General features: G+C 71.9%; 12 protein-coding genes. 5 read left to right on the forward strand and 7 right to left on the reverse strand.

Annotation, left to right across the window (positions count from 1 at the left end):
- Positions 1–58: 58 nt before the first annotated feature.
- Together ACFIF2_RS33800 and ACFIF2_RS33805 are read left to right on the forward strand one after the other, a co-directional pair.
- Complete coding sequence (locus ACFIF2_RS33800) at positions 59–1,018, forward strand: hypothetical protein (protein ID WP_395577107.1); 960 nt, start codon at positions 59–61, stop codon at positions 1,016–1,018.
- Positions 1,019–1,093: 75 nt separating this feature from the next.
- Positions 1,094–1,606, forward strand: a complete 513-nt coding sequence (locus ACFIF2_RS33805; RefSeq protein WP_395577108.1) for a CGNR zinc finger domain-containing protein — start codon at positions 1,094–1,096, stop codon at positions 1,604–1,606.
- A gap of 114 nt (positions 1,607–1,720) precedes the next feature.
- Here the strand turns inward: ACFIF2_RS33805 and ACFIF2_RS33810 are convergent, their stop codons facing one another.
- On the reverse strand, positions 1,721–3,064 hold the full coding sequence (locus ACFIF2_RS33810) for a UDP-glucose dehydrogenase family protein (RefSeq protein WP_395577109.1): 1,344 nt from the start codon (positions 3,062–3,064) through the stop codon (positions 1,721–1,723).
- 181 nt (positions 3,065–3,245) lie between these two features.
- Between ACFIF2_RS33810 and ACFIF2_RS33815 the strand changes: the two genes are divergently transcribed.
- The gene (locus ACFIF2_RS33815) at positions 3,246–4,403 is read left to right on the forward strand and encodes an acyl-CoA dehydrogenase family protein (protein WP_395577110.1); all 1,158 of its coding nucleotides are present in this window, start codon (positions 3,246–3,248) and stop codon (positions 4,401–4,403) included.
- A 31-nt stretch (positions 4,404–4,434) separates the two neighbouring features.
- On the opposite strand, the gene ACFIF2_RS33820 is transcribed toward ACFIF2_RS33815, so the two are convergent.
- Positions 4,435–5,001, reverse strand: a complete 567-nt coding sequence (locus ACFIF2_RS33820) for an acyl-CoA thioesterase (RefSeq protein ID WP_395577111.1) — start codon at positions 4,999–5,001, stop codon at positions 4,435–4,437.
- Between the two features lie 120 nt (positions 5,002–5,121).
- Here ACFIF2_RS33820 and ACFIF2_RS33825 point away from each other — a divergent pair, with 120 nt between their 5' ends.
- Positions 5,122–6,405 carry an LCP family protein gene (locus ACFIF2_RS33825; protein WP_395577112.1) on the forward strand — a complete coding sequence of 428 codons (1,284 nt, stop codon included), beginning with the start codon at positions 5,122–5,124 and terminating at the stop codon, positions 6,403–6,405.
- A gap of 12 nt (positions 6,406–6,417) precedes the next feature.
- Here ACFIF2_RS33825 and ACFIF2_RS33830 read toward each other — a convergent pair whose 3' ends face one another.
- Positions 6,418–7,794, reverse strand: coding sequence for an LCP family protein (locus ACFIF2_RS33830; protein ID WP_395577113.1), 1,377 nt, complete (start codon positions 7,792–7,794; stop codon positions 6,418–6,420).
- Positions 7,795–8,067: 273 nt separating this feature from the next.
- On the opposite strand from ACFIF2_RS33830, the gene ACFIF2_RS33835 reads away from it, so the two are divergent.
- On the forward strand, positions 8,068–9,120 hold the full coding sequence (locus ACFIF2_RS33835) for a glycosyltransferase family 2 protein (protein ID WP_395577114.1): 1,053 nt from the start codon (positions 8,068–8,070) through the stop codon (positions 9,118–9,120).
- A gap of 6 nt (positions 9,121–9,126) precedes the next feature.
- Here ACFIF2_RS33835 and ACFIF2_RS33840 read toward each other — a convergent pair whose 3' ends face one another.
- From ACFIF2_RS33840 to ACFIF2_RS33855, 4 genes are all read right to left on the reverse strand, one after another.
- Entirely contained in the window at positions 9,127–10,746 is a 1,620-nt protein-coding gene (locus ACFIF2_RS33840) for an LCP family protein (RefSeq protein ID WP_395577115.1), read from the reverse strand.
- Positions 10,747–10,822: 76 nt separating this feature from the next.
- The gene (locus ACFIF2_RS33845; RefSeq protein ID WP_395577116.1) at positions 10,823–12,586 is read right to left on the reverse strand and encodes an LCP family protein; all 1,764 of its coding nucleotides are present in this window, start codon (positions 12,584–12,586) and stop codon (positions 10,823–10,825) included.
- Between the two features lie 206 nt (positions 12,587–12,792).
- The gene (locus ACFIF2_RS33850; protein ID WP_395577117.1) at positions 12,793–14,496 is read right to left on the reverse strand and encodes an LCP family protein; all 1,704 of its coding nucleotides are present in this window, start codon (positions 14,494–14,496) and stop codon (positions 12,793–12,795) included.
- A gap of 193 nt (positions 14,497–14,689) precedes the next feature.
- On the reverse strand, positions 14,690–16,450 hold the full coding sequence (locus ACFIF2_RS33855; protein ID WP_395577118.1) for an LCP family protein: 1,761 nt from the start codon (positions 16,448–16,450) through the stop codon (positions 14,690–14,692).
- Positions 16,451–16,481: the final 31 nt, after the last annotated feature.

Genomic DNA, 16,481 nt, shown 5'->3' on the forward strand with positions numbered 1-16,481 from the left:
TCTCGGACGGCCGCACCCAGCCTCCACCCAGCCTCCCCGACTCTCGACGGAGCTCGCGATGAGACGTCAGCGCCCGCGCGCGACCCTTCCGGCCGTACTGGTGCCGGCCCTCACGGTGAGCCTCCTGGCGGGTTGCTCGGCGGACGGCGGGCGGGCGGAGCCCACGGCCCCGAGCGCGTCGCCGGCCCCGACCGCGTCACTCGGCTTCACCCCGCGACGCCTCGAACTCCCCGTCCACGCCTACCAGCTGAGTCCGGCCGACCAGGTGAAGGTCACCAGGGCGAGGAACACCGCGATCGCCGCGTGCATGAAGCGGTACGGGCTCTCCTGGAGCGCACCGAAGACCCCCGCGGCCCCGCGCCAGGACCGCAGGTACGGGGTCATCGACCTCCCGGCGGCCCAGCGGTACGGCTACCACCTCCTGCCCACGGACGACACGGCCCCCACCGAGCAGGGCGAGCCGCCGTCGAAGGCGGAGACGGACGTGCTCACCGGCGGGCGTCTGCTGGACGCCGACACCGGCCGGTCCCACCTGCTCGCCGGCTACACCGAACCCGTGCGGGAGGTCGACGGCAAGCCGGTGCCGTCCGGCGGCTGCGCCCAGGAAGCGGAGCGGAAGCTGCTGGGCCGCGACGACCTCACCTCGACGGCCGGCGTGGTGAGCCGCATCAACACCGAGTCCTTCACCGAGTCGATGAAGGACACCGCCGTGAAGGACGCGCTGGCCGCGTGGTCCACGTGCATGCGGAAGGCGGGATACGACTACGCCGATCCGCTCGAGAGCATCGCCACGGCCCGCCTCGACTCCGACGAGGTGCCCACCGACGAGATCGATCTGGCCACCGCCGATGTGACGTGCAAACGCGCGGTGGACCTCGTGGACATCTGGAGCCGTGCGGAGTCGGCCGTTCAGCGGCGCATGATCCGCCAGCACGCGTCGGCCACCGCGAAGCAGCGTGCCGACAACGAGACGCGCGTGCGCAACGCCGTCGCCCTCACCGGCCCGGCCGGGGAGTGAGGCGCGTCCGCGTCGCGCGATGCGGTCCGACAACCGCTGCCGCACGCCCCGAGCGAGGGCGGTAACGTCGCAAGGGTGAGTGAGAGATCGCCCGCACCAGGCTCCCTCGACCTGGTCGAGGCACTGGTGAACACCCTCGACCTCGAGTCCGGCGCCGACGCGCTGGACACCGCGGAGGGCCGGGCGCGCTTCGGCCTGACGCAGGGCGACGTGCCCGGGGCGCGCGCACTGCGCGAGTCGCTGCGCGCGACCCTGCTCGTCCACGCCGGCCACCCCCCGCACCGCCCGGTGACGCCGCTGGGCGAGCTGCTGGCCGCGGCCCCCCTGGTCGTGACGGTGGACCCGGCCGACGGCTCCGCCGCCCTCGCCCCCGCCCCCGCGCGGGAGGCGTCCCTGCCCGCCCGGGTCGCCGCCGCCGTGGCCGAGGCGCTGGTCGCGGGCACCTGGACGCGGCTGAAGGCGTGCGAGGCGGCCGACTGCCACTGGGCGTACTACGACCGCAGCCCGGCCGGACGCGGCCGCTGGTGCTCCATGCGGGTGTGCGGGGCCCGCGCCAAGATGCGCCGCTACCGGGCCAGGGGAGCGTGATCCACTCGGCGTTCACCGGCCGTCGGACCGGCCCGTGCGGCAGAATGCGGACGACGCCGGTTCGGCCGACTGAGCCCCGGCCGAACCGGCGCCACCCGGTCGGGCGGCACGCGGCTAGGCCGTCGGGCGGCCCATCGCCCGGTACGTCCAGCCGGCCTTGCGCCACATCTGGGGGTCCAGCGCGTTGCGCCCGTCGAGGATCACCCGGGCCGCCGCCACCTCGCCCAGCGCCTGAGGGTCCAGCTCGCGGAACTCCCGCCACTCGGTCAGGTGCAGCACCACGTCGGCGCCCCGCACCGCCTCCAGCGCGGAGTCGGCGTACCCGAGGGTCGGGAACAGCCGCCGGGCGTTGTCCATGCCCTTCGGGTCGTACACCGTCACCTGCGCGCCCTGGAGGTGCACCTGCCCGGCGACGTTCAGTGCGGGCGAGTCCCGCACGTCGTCCGAGTCGGGCTTGAAGCTGGCGCCGAGCACCGCGACCCGCTTGCCGAGGAAGGGGCCGCCGCCCAGCGCCTGCCGGGTCAGTTCCACCATCCGTCCGCGCTGGCGCATGTTGATCGAGTCGATCTCGCGCAGGAAGGTCAGCGCCTGGTCGGCGCCCAGCTCACCGGCGCGCGCCATGAACGCCCGGATGTCCTTCGGCAGGCAGCCGCCGCCGAAGCCGATCCCGGCCCGCAGGAACTTCTTCCCGATCCGGTCGTCGTACCCGATCGCCTCCGCCAGCTTGGCGACGTCACCGTCGGCGGCCTCGCACACCTCGGCCATCGCGTTGATGAAGGAGATCTTGGTGGCGAGGAAGGAGTTCGCCGAGGTCTTCACCAGCTCGGCGGTCGGGAAGTCGGTGACCACGAAGGGCGTCCCCTCCGCCACCGGCGTCGCGTACACCTCGCGCAGCAGCCGCTCCGCCCGCTCGCTGCGCACACCGACCACGATCCGGTCGGGGTGCAGCGTGTCCTTCACGGCGAAGCCCTCGCGCAGGAACTCCGGGTTCCAGGCCAGCTCGGCGTCGTCGCCGGCCGGGGCGTGCGCGGCGAGGTAGGCGGCCAGCCGGTCGGCGGAGCCCACGGGCACGGTCGACTTGCCGACGACCAGCGCCGGACCGGTCAGGTGCGGGGCCAGCGAGGCCAGCGCGGCCTCCACGTAGGACATGTCGCAGGCGTACTCACCGTGCTTCTGCGGCGTGTTCACGCACAGGAAGTGCACGTCGCCGAAAGCGGCGGCCTCGGCGAAGTCGGTGGTGAAGCGCAGCCGCCCGCTGGAGCCCTCGATCCCGGCGACGTGCTTGCCCAGCAGGTCCTCAAGACCGGGCTCGTACATGGGGACCTCGCCCCGCTGGAGCATCTCGATCTTCTCGGGCACCACGTCCAGGCCCAGCACCTCGAACCCCAGCTCCGCCATGGCCGCCGCGTGGGTCGCGCCGAGATAGCCGGTGCCGATCACGGTGATCTTGAGGGCCATGGGTGCTCCAGAGGTGTACGGCGGGGGTGCGCGCCCGAGCATAACGGGGACACCCGGGCAGGCCGTCGGTCGGCTGTCGCCAAGCTCACCTATCCACGAGCGCGGACGGGGCTCTAAAATTTGGGTTACTTAACGGTAGTTAGCGTGCTCAGCATCACAGCGTTTTGGAGCGTGAGAGACCTTGGCCGGATCGGCTGACTTCGACCTGTACCGCCCGTCCGAGGAGCACGACATGCTCCGGGACGCCGTCCGCGCGCTGGCCGAGGCGAAGATCGCGCCGTACGCCGCAGCGGTGGACGAGGAGGCCCGCTTCCCGCAGGAGGCGCTCGACGCCCTGACCGCGAACGACCTGCACGCGGTCCACGTCCCGGAGTCGTACGGCGGCGCCGGCGCCGACGCGCTCGCCACCGTCATCGTCATCGAGGAGGTCGCCCGCGTGTGCGCCTCCTCCTCCCTCATCCCGGCGGTGAACAAGCTCGGCTCGCTGCCGGTGATCCTCTCCGGCTCCGAGGAGCTGAAGAAGAAGTACATGACCCCGCTCGCCAAGGGCGACGGCATGTTCTCCTACTGCCTCTCCGAGCCCGACGCGGGATCCGACGCGGCCGGCATGAAGACCAAGGCCGTCCGCGACGGCGACTTCTGGGTCCTCAACGGCGTCAAGCGCTGGATCACCAACGCGGGCGTGTCGGAGTACTACACGGTGATGGCGGTCACCGACCCCGCCAAGCGCTCCAAGGGCATCTCCGCCTTCGTCGTCGAGAAGTCCGACGAGGGCGTCTCCTTCGGCGCCCCGGAGAAGAAGCTCGGCATCAAGGGCTCCCCGACCCGCGAGGTCTACCTCGACAACGTCCGCATCCCCGCCGACCGCATGATCGGCGAGGAGGGCACGGGCTTCGCGACCGCCATGAAGACCCTGGACCACACCCGCATCACCATCGCCGCCCAGGCCCTCGGCATCGCCCAGGGCGCCCTCGACTACGCCAAGGGCTACGTCAAGGAGCGCAAGCAGTTCGGCAAGCCGATCGCCGACTTCCAGGGCATCCAGTTCATGCTCGCCGACATGGCCATGAAGATCTCGGCCGCCCGCGCCCTGACCTACCAGGCCGCCGCCGCCTCCGAGCGCGGCGACGCCGACCTCACCTACCTGGGCGCCGCCGCCAAGTGCTTCGCCTCGGACACCGCGATGGAGGTCGCCACGGACGCCGTCCAGCTCCTCGGCGGCTACGGCTACACCCGCGACTACCCGGTGGAGCGCATGATGCGCGACGCGAAGATCACGCAGATCTACGAAGGCACCAACCAGGTCCAGCGCATCGTCATGGCGCGCAACCTGCCGTAACCGGCACGCGCGCGCCCGCGCCTTCGGGGGATCAGTCCTCGAACCCCTCCGCCACCCGCCGCTCGCGCAGCTCCATGATCGCGCGGCGGCGGGCCAGGCGGTGGGTGCGGCGGATCTGGGCCTCCTGGTAGCGCCGCTTGTCCTTCTCGGTCTCGGGGAGGACCGGCGGCACCGTGCGCGGCTTGCCGTCCGCGTCCACCGCGGCGAAGACCAGGTAGGCCGAACCGACCTGGGTGGCCGGGGCGGACTCGTTCCAGCGTTCGGCCAGGACCCGGACGCCGACCTCCATGGAGCTGCGGCCGGTCCAGTTGACCTGGGCCTTCACATGGACGAGGTCACCGACGCGGACCGGCTCGAGGAACGCCATCTCGTCCATCGACGCGGTGACGGCGGGACCGCCGGAGTGGCGTCCGGCCACGGCGCCCGCCGCGTCGTCGACGAGCTTCATGATCACTCCGCCGTGCACCGTGCCCAGCAGGTTGGTGTCACCGTGGGTCATGATGTGGCTGAGGGTGGTGCGGGAGGCCGAGGTCGGCTTGCCCGGGATCTCCGGAGTCGCCGAGTGTGCGGCCGAGGCCTGTTCTGCCTGGTCTGTCATGGCCTCCACCTTATGCCGGGGGCGACGGCCGGGTACTTTGTGTCAGCTTCGCAACAGCGCCGACCCTATTTTCCGACGACCCTTGTATGGGCCGTGGTGCGGACCTGCACACTGGTCCGCATGAATGATTGGCCCGAGGGATGGTCCGGTGACAACCGCGGCGGCGGATACGGACGCGGCAGCGCGAGCGCGCGGCCCGAGAGCGCCCGCGTGATGCGTCAGGTCCGCCGCGGGCAGGCGCCGCCCGGACCGGGCCCGTCGGCCCCGCCGTACGGCGGCGGGGTGCCGCAGCAGCCGTCGTACGTCGACGGCCAGGGCCACGGCGGCCAGGAGGGGTACGACAGCGGCTACAACACCGGCCAGGTCTACGGCAGCCCCGGCGGCCGCGGACCCGCCGGCCGGGGCCCGGGTCCCGGGCGGCCGGCGCCCGACTGGCGGCGCCGGATCAAGTGGACCGCGATCACCGTGGTGACCGCGCTGGTCGTGACGACCGTCGGCACCTACTTCTGGGCCGACTCCAAGCTCAACCGCGAGGTCGACCTGTCCAAGGTCATCGAGCGGCCCGGGGCGGGCGAGGGCACGAACTACCTGATCGTCGGTTCCGACAGCCGCGAGGGCATGACCGACGAGCAGAAGAAGGACCTGCACACCGGCTCCGCCGAGGGCAAGCGCACCGACTCGATGATGATCCTGCACACCGGGGACAACGGGTCGACGCTGATCTCCCTGCCCCGCGACTCGGACGTCGAGATCCCGAGCTTCGTCGGCTCCGAGTCCGGCAAGAAGTACGAGGGCACCGGCCGGCGCGTGAAGCTGAACGCCGCGTACGCGGAGGACGGCCCCGAGCTGCTGGTGCGCACCGTCGAGCACAACACCGGGCTGCGCCTGGACCACTACGTCGAGATCGGCTTCGCCGGCTTCGCCAACATCGTGGACGCGGTCGGCGGCGTCGAGATGGACATCCCGCAGGACATCAAGGACCCGAAGTCGGGCGCCGACCTGAAGAAGGGCAAGCAGACCCTGAACGGCGAGGACGCCCTGGCCTTCGTCCGCACCCGGTACGCGCTGGCCGGCTCCGACCTGGACCGGACGAAGAACCAGCAGAAGTTCCTGTCGGCGCTGGCGAGCCAGGTGGCCACCCCGTCGACCGTCCTCAACCCGTTCAAGCTGTACCCGACCATGGGCGCCGGCCTGGACTCCCTCATCGTCGACAAGGACATGGGCCTGTTCGACCTGGCGAGCATGTTCTGGGCGATGAAGAGCGTCAGCGGCGGCGACGGCACATCGATGAACATGCCGGTCTCCGGCAGCGTCGGCGGCAACCTCCAGTGGGACAAGGCCAAGGTCGAGACGCTGGTCGAGCAGCTGAAGAACGACGAGAAGGTCACCGTCAAGGGCAACTGAGGCCGCCGCCGGTCACGGCTTCCCGCACACCACCTCGTCGCCGCGCACCACCGTGCCCGATTCCTGCGGCGGGTCCGCCGGCCGTACCGCGGCGACCCGCTGGAAGTCGGCGCCCGCGATCACCTTGAGCATCGGGCCCTGGCCCTTGACGGGCCGCAGCTCGCTGCCGGGCAGGGCGGCGGCCAGCGACTTCGCCGAGCGGTCCCAGCGGGGGTCGAAGGCGACGACGGTCCGCTCGACCGCCCGGTCGGCGGCGTTCCTGGGCGCCCGGGTGGTGCGGAACCCGGTCGCCGCCAGGGCGTCGTCCACCCGCTTGCCGAGCCCCCGCGTGTGCGTGCCGTTCTCCACCTGGACCCGGATCTGCTTCGGGTCGACCGGGACCCGTACCGGCGCCGGGCCCTTCGGCTTCGGCCTCGGCGCGGTCAGCGGCTCGTCCTCGCGCAGGGCGTCGAAGATCCGCCCGGACTTCGCCGGGTCCCACTTCAGGGTCGAGCCGACGCCCTTGACGGCGTAGCCCATCTGCCCGATCGGCACGGTGGTGAACTCCGACGAGGACGGCGAGAAGTTCCGCATCGCCCGCCCCAGCGCCAGCATCTCGTCGGTGCCGAAGCCCTTGTCGGCCCGTACCGAGCCCAGCACCGCCCGGGTGACGTCGCGGAACTTCAGCGGGTTCAGCAGCAGTCCCGACGAGGTCGCCCGGTCGATCAGGGCGGCCAGGAAGCGCTGCTGGCGCTTCATCCGGCTCAGGTCGGAGGCGCCGTCGAGGTGGCGGGCGCGGACGTACTGGAGCGCCTGCCCGCCCATCAGCGTGTGCGTGCCCGCCGGCAGGTCGAGTCCGGTGTAGGTGTCCTTCAGCGGCTCGGCGGTGCAGATCCGCACGCCCCCGAGGACGTCCACGGTCTTCATGAAGCTGGTGAAGTCGACCTCCACGTAGTGGTCGATCTTCACCCGGGTCATGTTCTCGACGGTGCGGATGGTCAGCTGCGGGCCGCCCTCGGCGTAGGCCGCGTTCAGCTTCAGCGGGTGGCCCTCGTGGTGCTCGCCGGTGGTCCGGTCGGTGTGGTCGGGCGTCTCGGCGTACGAGTCGCGCGGCAGGCTGACCACGCTCGCCCGCTCCCGGTCCTCCGAGATGTGCACGATCATGATCGTGTCGGTGCAGTGGCAGGGCGCGCCGCCGAGCCGGTACTTCTGCCGCTCCTGCTCGCTGATCCGGTCGCGGCCGTCGGTGCCGACCAGCAGGACGTTCATGCCGTCGCCGGCGCGCGGCCGGTTCTTCATGTCCCGGAAGGCGTCGACCCGCGAGATGTCCGAGTCGAGGCCGGAGAGCACCGCGTGCCCGATCCCCGCGGAGGCGAGCACCACCACCGACAGGGCGGTCACCGCCCGCATGGCCCAGCGCGGCTTCTTCCGCCGTACGGGGGGCCTCGGCCCCCGGCCGGACGGCCGGGGGCCGCCGCGCTGCGGGGGAGGGCCGCCGCGGGTCGTCGAGGCCGGGGCCCGGGGAGAGCGGGGCGGCGTGGGCAAGGTGACACCTCCGCGAGGACGGGCCCGGGGGCCGGACGTGGGATCCGTGAGCACCGTAGGCCCATACGATCTGCTGCCCGGGGCTGTGACCCCCGCGGCGCGCACCCGTGTCCCCCGTTCGCGGTAACGTGAGCACCGATGAACGCCAAGTCCGACGTGCGGCCGCCCGCCGTTTCCGTGATCATGCCCGTCCTCAACGAGGAGCGGCATCTGCGCGGCTCAGTCCGCGCCATCCTCGCCCAGGAGTACGCCGGCGAGATGGAGGTCGTGATCGCCCTCGGTCCGTCCACGGACCGTACGGACGAGATCGCCGCCGAGCTCGTCGCCGAGGATCCGCGCGTGCACACCGTGCCGAATCCCACCGGCCGTACGCCCGCCGCGCTGAACGCCGCCATCAAGGCCTCCCGCCACCCGGTCGTCGTCCGCGTCGACGGGCACGGCATGCTCTCGCCGAACTACATCGCCACGGCCGTACGGCTGCTGGAGGAGACCGGCGCGCAGAACGTCGGCGGCATCATGCACGCCGAGGGTGAGAACGCCTGGGAGGACGCCGTCGCCGCCGCGATGACGTCGAAGATCGGCGTCGGCAACGCCGCCTTCCACACGGGCGGGCAGGCGGGCCCCGCCGAGACCGTGTACCTCGGTGTCTTCCGCCGCGAGGCGCTGGAGCGCCAGGGCGGCTACAACGAGGAGTTCATCCGCGCCCAGGACTGGGAGCTGAACTTCCGCATCCGCGAGGCCGGCGGCCTGATCTGGTTCTCGCCGGAGCTGAGGGTGTCGTACCGGCCGCGGCCGTCCGTGCGGGCGCTGGCCAAGCAGTACAAGGACTACGGCCGCTGGCGGCACGTCGTCGCCCGCTACCACTCCGGCTCCATCAACCTGCGCTACCTCGCCCCGCCGACCGCCGTGTGCGCCATCGCCGCCGGCGTCGTGGTGGGCGTCGCGCTGACCCCGTGGGGCTTCGTGGTCCCCGGCGGCTACCTGGCCGCGATCGCCGCCGGTTCGGTCCCGGCGGGCAAGGGGCTGGGGCTGAAGGCACGGGCGCGGATCCCGGTGGCGCTGGCGACCATGCACATGTCGTGGGGCTGGGGCTTCCTGACCAGCCCGCGGTCGCTGGCCAGGAAGGTCATCGCGTCGCGGCGCCCGGCGGTCCGGCCGGACGCCGAGACCGACGCCGCCGGGACGCGGTGACGTCCGTCAGGACCAGGTGAACGCCGGGTTCACGTGCATGCAGGCGCTCTCGTCGGCGCCGTTGAGCGCCTCGGCGGACTCGGGAGTCTCGTCGTCCGGCGCGGGCGCCTCGTACGCCGTCCCCTCGCGCCAGTCCGCGCCCACGACCAGCGTGACACCCGAGACGTCCGTCGAGCGCCGCACCGCACTCGCCGGTATCCCGAGGGACTCGGCGACCCGGAGTGCGTCGCCCTCCAGGTCGGCGCTCGGGTAGCGGACGACCGTACGGTCCTCGCTCGGCAGCACCGAGGGGTCGGCGACGGCCCGGTCGAAGCCCCGCTCCACCAGCAGCGCGGCGACCGTGTTCGCGCGTCCGCCGGCCGCTCGGAGGCGGTCGGTGCGGGTGCCGTTGCGCACCTGGACCGCGATCTCGGCGTCGTCGGCGGCCGGGTCGTCAGGGGCCCGCGTCTCCTCCTCGGGCCGCTTCTTCGCGTCCTTGCCGTCCAGCGCGATGTCCTCGCGCACCAGCCGGAACAGCTGCTCGGCGTCCTCGGTCGGCTCCACGCGGGCGCCCACGTACCGGTTGGGCATCGTGGTCATGGTGATGCGCTCCGGCTTCACCTGGCGCAGCTCGGTGCTGAGGTCGTACAGCTTCTTGACGGTGTCGAGGCCCGGGTCGACCGTGAGGGCCCGGGTGGCCTCCTCGGCCAGCCTGCGCAGCTTGTTCGGGTTGCTCAGGGTGGCGTTCTCGCGCAGCGTCCGGACCAGCGAGTTCAGGTACATGTGCTGGGCCTTCGCCCGCGCGAGGTCGCTGCCGTCCTCGAAGCCGTAGCGGGTGCGCAGCCACTGGAGGGCCTGCTCGCCCCTGATCGGGTGGGTGCCCTTCTCCAGTTTCAGGCCGGAGCCGTGGCCCTGGCCGTCGCGCGAGTGGATGTTGGCGTCCACGCAGACCGGGACGCCGCCGACGGCGTCCGCCATCGACACCACGCCCGCGAAGTCGACCATCACGAAGTGGTCGATGTGGATGCCGGTCAGCTCCTGCCAGGTGGCCACCGTGCAGCCGGGACCGCCGTGCCCGAGGCTCTGGTTGGTCATCGCCCGGCCCTCGCTCGCCGGGTACACCTTCCCGTCGTCCGGGTCGGTGCACTTGGGTATCTTCACCAGGGTGTCGCGGGGCATGCTGACGACCGACATGTTGCTGCGGTCGGCGGACAGGTGCACCAGCATCTGCACGTCCGCCAGCGGCGTGGCGCCGAACGTCTCGCGGGCGCCGCCCAGTTGCTGATTCTCCTCGCTGTCCCGGGCGTCCGACCCGATCACGAGGATGTTCAGCGGGGTCTGCCCCGCCGCGTTCGGCGTCGGCGCGGCGACCTTGCTGTCGCCCAGGTTCAGGACGTCTTTCCTGATGTTGTCGTTGAGGTGCTCGTAGTAGAGGTAGCCGGCGCCCGCCGTGGCGACCAGGAGCACGGCGAGGCCCACCGCCGTCCAGCGCAGCACCCGGCGCCTGACGCGCGGCCCGCGTCTGCCCGCCTCGGCGCCGCTGTCGCCGTCGTCGCCCGGGGAGTCGTCCCCGGTCCGCTCGGCACGCTCGGGGGCGTCCGGTGCGCCCTGTCGCGTGTCCTCCCCCTGCACATCGTTCCGCGTCATCCCGCGTTCCTTCCCGCCCCCGCGCCACCGCCCGGGCCCGTCGCCGTCCTGTGAGACGCCCGCCGGGCCCGCCGGGTCAACTGGCGCACTGCACCTGGTCCGCCGTGGACTTCTGCACGCCCTCGGGCGCCTCGGCGGAGGCGGCGTCGAGTTTGATCCCGGGGCCCTTGAAGTCCTTGCCGAGGGTGAGGGTCATGGTGGGCAGGCCCTGGGCGTTGGTGACGCTCTCGCCGGGTTTCATGGCGGCGCCGGACAGGCCGAGGATCTCGGCGAGGGCGCGGGCCTGGTCGGCCTGGTCGGGGGCGTATTCGAGGGTGGTCCTGGCGAGTTCCGTGTCGGCGTTGCCCGCGTTCTCGGACTTGGTGACGCCGGCCCTGGTCTGGAGGTACTGGAGTTCCTCCTGGGCGCTGCCGGCCGCGGCGCCGCCGTTCATGACGCGGACGCGGACCTCGGAGGGGTCGGCCTTCTCACCCTCGAGACGGGCGGCGACGGCCGCGGCCTCCTTCTTCTTCCGCTGCTTGACCTCGGTGAAGGAGATGTCGTTGCGGACCATGTCGAAGACCTGCGGCGCCTTCGTCTCGTCCACCACGACCGTCACCGGCGTCGGCTCGGCGGGGTTGTCCTTCACCGGCACCGTGGCGAACGTGATGTTCTTCGGCGGCACCTTCTTCAGCTCCAGGGCGACGTCCTTGAGCGCGCCCACGGTGCCGATGGCGCTGTCCACCGTCAGTGCCTCGGTCGCGGCCTCGGCGAGCTTCACCAGCTTGGTCGGGCTGGTCAGGGTGTCGCCGGAGGACATCTTCCGCATGAGCGAGCCCAGGAACTGCTGCTGCACCTTGATGCGGTCCAGGTCGCCCTCGTTGCCGAACGCGTGCCGGGTGCGGACGAAGGCCAGAGCCTGCTCGCCCTCGACCTTGGACTCGCCCGCGGGCAGCTTCAGATGGGACTTGGGGTCGTCGACGGCGTGCTCCACGCAGACGTCGACGCCGTCGACGGCCGTGGTGAGCGTCTTGACCGCGTTGAAGTCGGCCATCATGAAGTGGTGCGGCTGGATGCCGGTCACTTCCTTCACCGTGCGCATCGTGCAGCCCGCGTCCCGCCCGCTCTCGCCGAGGCTCCGGTTGAAGCGGATGCCCGTCTGCCCGGGGACGACCGTCTTGACCCCGTCCTCCTGCGTGGTCGGGCAGTCGGGGACGTCGACGATCAGGTCGCGGGGGATGCTGAGCGCGGTGGCGTTGGAGCGGTCCTTGGAGACGTGCAGCAGGATCGTGGTGTCGGCGTGACCGGCGCTGCCGGCGTCGCCGTAGCCCTCGTTGCCGGCGCCGGTGCGCTTGTCCGTGCCGATGATGAGGATGTTGAAGGCCTCGTCCTTCTTGAAGCTGCTGCTCCCGGCGTCGCCGATGTCCGTCGTCGAGACGTTGCCCTCCAGGTGCTTGAGGTAGGCGTAACCGCCGACACCGGCCACGAGGACGACGAACGCGGTGCCGCCGCCGACCCACAACAGGGCCTTCCTGCCCTTCGACTTCTTCGCCGGCCGCCGTCCGCGCCGGCCCGGCGCCGGCTCCTCGACGGCCGGGCGGCGCCGCCGCTGGGGCGGGACCTCACGGCCGGGCGCGGCCGTCCGCCGGGCCCGGCCGGCGGTGGTGCCGTCGGCGGGGGAGGCGGGAGAGGCGGGGGAGGAGCCGTCGGTGTCGTGCGGGGCGCGTCCGCGGGGGCCCGGGACCGCCGGTCGCGGCGCGGAAGAAGACAGCCGCAGTTCGTATTCACCGGTACGCGGATTCAGTACCCACTGGTCTGCGGGATCGACATCCTCTGCCCGCCCACGTCCTTGCGCGTCCACGGTCTCCCAATCCTCCGTCGGGGGCCACGCGGCACCTTCTGCCGGAAGGCGCACGATAAAGGGTCAACATGTGCACGACGCCAGGGCGGACCTCGCGGCGGGGGCACTGGAGCGCTCACACTATCCGCCCAGTTCAGGGCTGAACGACACCAGTGCCACGTCATCAGCCCCTACATCAGGGCAATCCGTCCTATTTTCCTGAACTCCTACCATCGGTAGGGCTTGTACACGTCCATGCACTGACCCGAGTCGGAGCCGTTGAGGGCGTCGCTGGTGTCCGGCAGGTCGCCGGCCTCGGGCTTCTTCTCTTCCGGATACGACGTCCCGGAGCGCCAGTCAGCTCCCACGTCGAGCGTGATCCCCGACACGTCCGCCGACTTCCGCACCGCGCCCGCCGGGATGCCCAGGGCCTCGGCGACCCGCCGCGCGTCGCCCGCCGACTCCGCGTCCGGGTACCGGACCACGGTCCTCTCCTCGGCGAGCGCGGCCGAGGTGTCCGGGGCCGCCTTCCCGAAGCCCTTGTCCACCAGCGCGTCGGCGACCGCGGCGGCACGGCCGCCGACCGGGCCGAGGGCGGCGGAGCGGGTGGCGTTCCGGACGGTGACGCCGATCTCGGAGTCGGGGGCGGCGGGGTCCGGGGCCTTCCCGGCGGAGTCCTCCGCGGATGCCTCCGCGGTCCCCTTGCCGTCCCCGGTGCCCTTGCCGTCCGCGCCGCCCTTGTCGTCGAAGGACACGTCGTCGCGGAGCATCGCCCACATCCGCTCCGCGTCGTCACCGGCCGGGAGCAGGTGGTTGCGGTCCTGAGGGTCCTGGACCGTGGGCAGCGTCGTCATGGTGATGCGGTCCGTCGGCACCGTCTTGAGCTGCATCCCGAGGTCGTACAGCTTCTTCGGGGTGCCGATCTCGGTGGAGACCGCCAGGGACTTCGTGGCCGCCTCGGCCAGGTCCATCAGCCTGCCGGTGTCGGTGAAGACGTTCTGGTCCTTCAGGGTGCGGATCATCGAGTTCATGTACATGTGCTGGGCCCGTGCGCGCAGTGGGTCGCTGCCCCAGGCGTGGCGGGTGCGCAGCCACTGGAGGGCCTCCTCGCCCTGCACCTTGTGCCGGCCGGCCGTCATCTTCAGGCCCGAGCCGCCGCTCTCGCCCGCGCTCAGGGGGCGGTCCCACACGTTCTGGTTGACGCAGACCTCGACCCCGCCGACGGCGTCCGCCATCGACACCACCCCCGCGAAGTCGATCGTCATCCAGTGGTCGACGTAGACCCCGGTGAGGTTCTCCCAGGTGGCCAGGGTGCAGCCGGCGCCACCGCGGCCCAGCGACTCGTTGATGATCGTGTTGGTCGCCGGGAACTTCTCGCCGGTCTTCGGGTCGGTGCACGCGGGGATGTCGACCCGGGTGTCGCGGGGGATGCTCACCACCGCGGCGCTCTTGCGGTCCGCGGCCAGGTGGATCAGCATCTGCACGTCGCCCAGCGGCGGGTTGTCGCGGCTGTCCTTGCCGCCGCCCAGTGCCACGTTCGCGTCGGAGGCCCGGCTGTCGGAGCCGATCAGCAGGATGTTCAGCGGTGTCTGCCCGGCCGCGTTCGGCTCGGTCCGGTGCGCCTTGGAGTCGCCGCTGCTGCGTTCGCCCTTCTCGATGTTGTCGCTCAGGTGCTCGTAGTAGAGGTAGCCGGCGCCGGCCGTGCCGAGTATCAGCACCGCGAGGGTGGTCGCGGACCACCGGAGCGCGCGGTGCCGGCGTCCGGCGCGCCGCTGTCCGGGCCGCCTGCCGTGTCCGCTCCCCGGGCCGCCCGAGCCCGCCGGGCCGCCCTGTCCGCCCTTGCCCGCGCCGCCCCCGCCCCGCGTGCCTCCCCTGGCGCGCCGGACGGCGTCCGGCCGGGTTCCCTCCCCCTGCACACTGCTCTGCGTCATGCCTCTCCCCACCCGCGGGCCTCGAACGTGCCTGTGCGCGCTGCCTGTTCGCACAGTTGGACGTACGGGCCCCCTCGTTGGCTGTACGGCGGTCCCGACGGATCGCCCGCGCCCCGGAGGGCTCCTGCCGTCCCCGTCGTCTTCGGGGCCCCGTGGACCGCCGTACTGTCAGACGCGTGCCGGACCCGTCAGGTCACTTCGCGCACTCGACCTTGTCGGCCGTGGACTTCTGCACGCCCTCGGGCGTCTTGCCGGGGGCGGCGTCGAGTTTGATCCCGGGGCCCTTGAAGTCCTTGCCGAGGGTGAGGGTCATGGTGGGCAGGCCCTGGGCGTTGGTGACGCTCTCGCCGGGTTTCATGGCGGCGCCGGACAGGCCGAGGATCTCGGCGAGGGCGCGGGCCTGGTCGGCCTGGTCGGGGGCGTATTCGAGGGTGGTCCTGGCGAGTTCCGTGTCGGCGTTGCCCGCGTTCTCGGACTTGGTGACGCCGGCCCTGGTCTGGAGGTACTGGAGTTCCTCCTGGGCGCTGCCGGCCGCGGCGCCGCCGTTCATGACGCGGACGCGGACCTCGGAGGGGTCGGCCTTCTCGCCCTCGAGGCGGGCGGCGACGGCGGCCTTCTCCTTCTTCTCCTTCTCCGACTCCTTCTTCTTGACCTCGGTGAAGGAGACGTCGCTCTGGATCATGTCGAAGACCTGCTGGGCGGGCCCTTCCTTGAGGACGACCGTGACCGGGACCTTCTCGGCCGGGTTGTCGACCACCGGGACCGTGGTGAAGGTCAGGTTCTTGGTGTTGAGCTTGCCCAGCTCCAGGCCGAGGTCCTTCAGTTTGCCGATGTCGTCCAGCTTGGAGTCGACGGTGAGCGCCTCGGTCGCCGCCTCGGCCAGCTTCACCATCTTCGAGGGGCTGGTGAGCGTGTCGTTGGACTTGAGCTTGCGCATCAGCGCGCTGAGGAACTGCTGCTGGATCTCGATCCGGCTCAGGTCGCCGCCGAGGCCGACGGAGTGCCGGGTGCGGACGAAGGCGAGGGCCTGCTCGCCCTCGACGGTGTGCTTGCCCGCCGGCAGCTTCAGGTGCGAGTCGGGGTCGTCGATGGCCTTCGCCAGGCACACCTCGACACCTCCGACCGCCGAGGTGAGCGTCTTGACCGCGTTGAAGTCGGCCACCATGAAGTTGTCCGGCGTGACCCCGGTCAGCTCGGTGACCGTGCGCATGGTGCAGCTGGGCGTACGGCCGTCCTGGCCGAGGCTGGTGTTGAAACGGACGCCGGTGGAGCCGGGGATGATCTTCTTGGTCCCGTCCTCCTGCGTGGTCGGGCAGTCGGGGACGTCGACGATCAGGTCGCGGGGGATGCTGAGCGCGGTGGCGTTGGAGCGGTCCTTGGAGACGTGCAGCAGGATCGTGGTGTCGGCGTGACCGGCGCTGCCGGCGTCGCCGTAGCCCTCGTTGCCGGCGCCGGTGCGCTTGTCGGTGCCGATCAGCAGGATGTTGATCGCCCTGTCCTTCTGGAAGCCACCGGTGCTCGCGCCGTCGTCGGCGACGGACTTGATGTTGCCGTTGAGGTGTTCCAGGTAGAGGTAACCGGCGGTACAGGCGGCGAGCACGACGAACGCCATGGTGCCGCCGGTCCACAGCAGGGCCTTCTTGCCCTTCGACTTCTTCTGCGCCGGCCGCCGCCGGCCGCGCCGCCCGGGCGGCGGCTCCTCGGGTGCCGCACGGCGCCGGCGGGGCGCGGGGACCTCACGGTCCGGCGCGGCCGGGGGCGCGGACCCGGACGCCCGCGGGGCGCGGCCGCGACCGCGCGACCCGGCGCGCGACGCGCCCCGGGGGCCGGGAACCGGCGTCGACTGCGGTGCGGAAGGGGTCAGTCGCAGTTCGTATTCACCGGTGTCCGGATTGAGTACCCACTGGTCTGCGGGGTCGATGTGCTCCGCCCGCCCACGGCTCTGCGCGTCCACGGTTGTCCGAATCCTCCGTCGGGGCCACGCG

It is taken from the genome of Streptomyces sp. BK79 (genome assembly GCF_044142145.1).
Classification (GTDB): domain Bacteria; phylum Actinomycetota; class Actinomycetes; order Streptomycetales; family Streptomycetaceae; genus Streptomyces.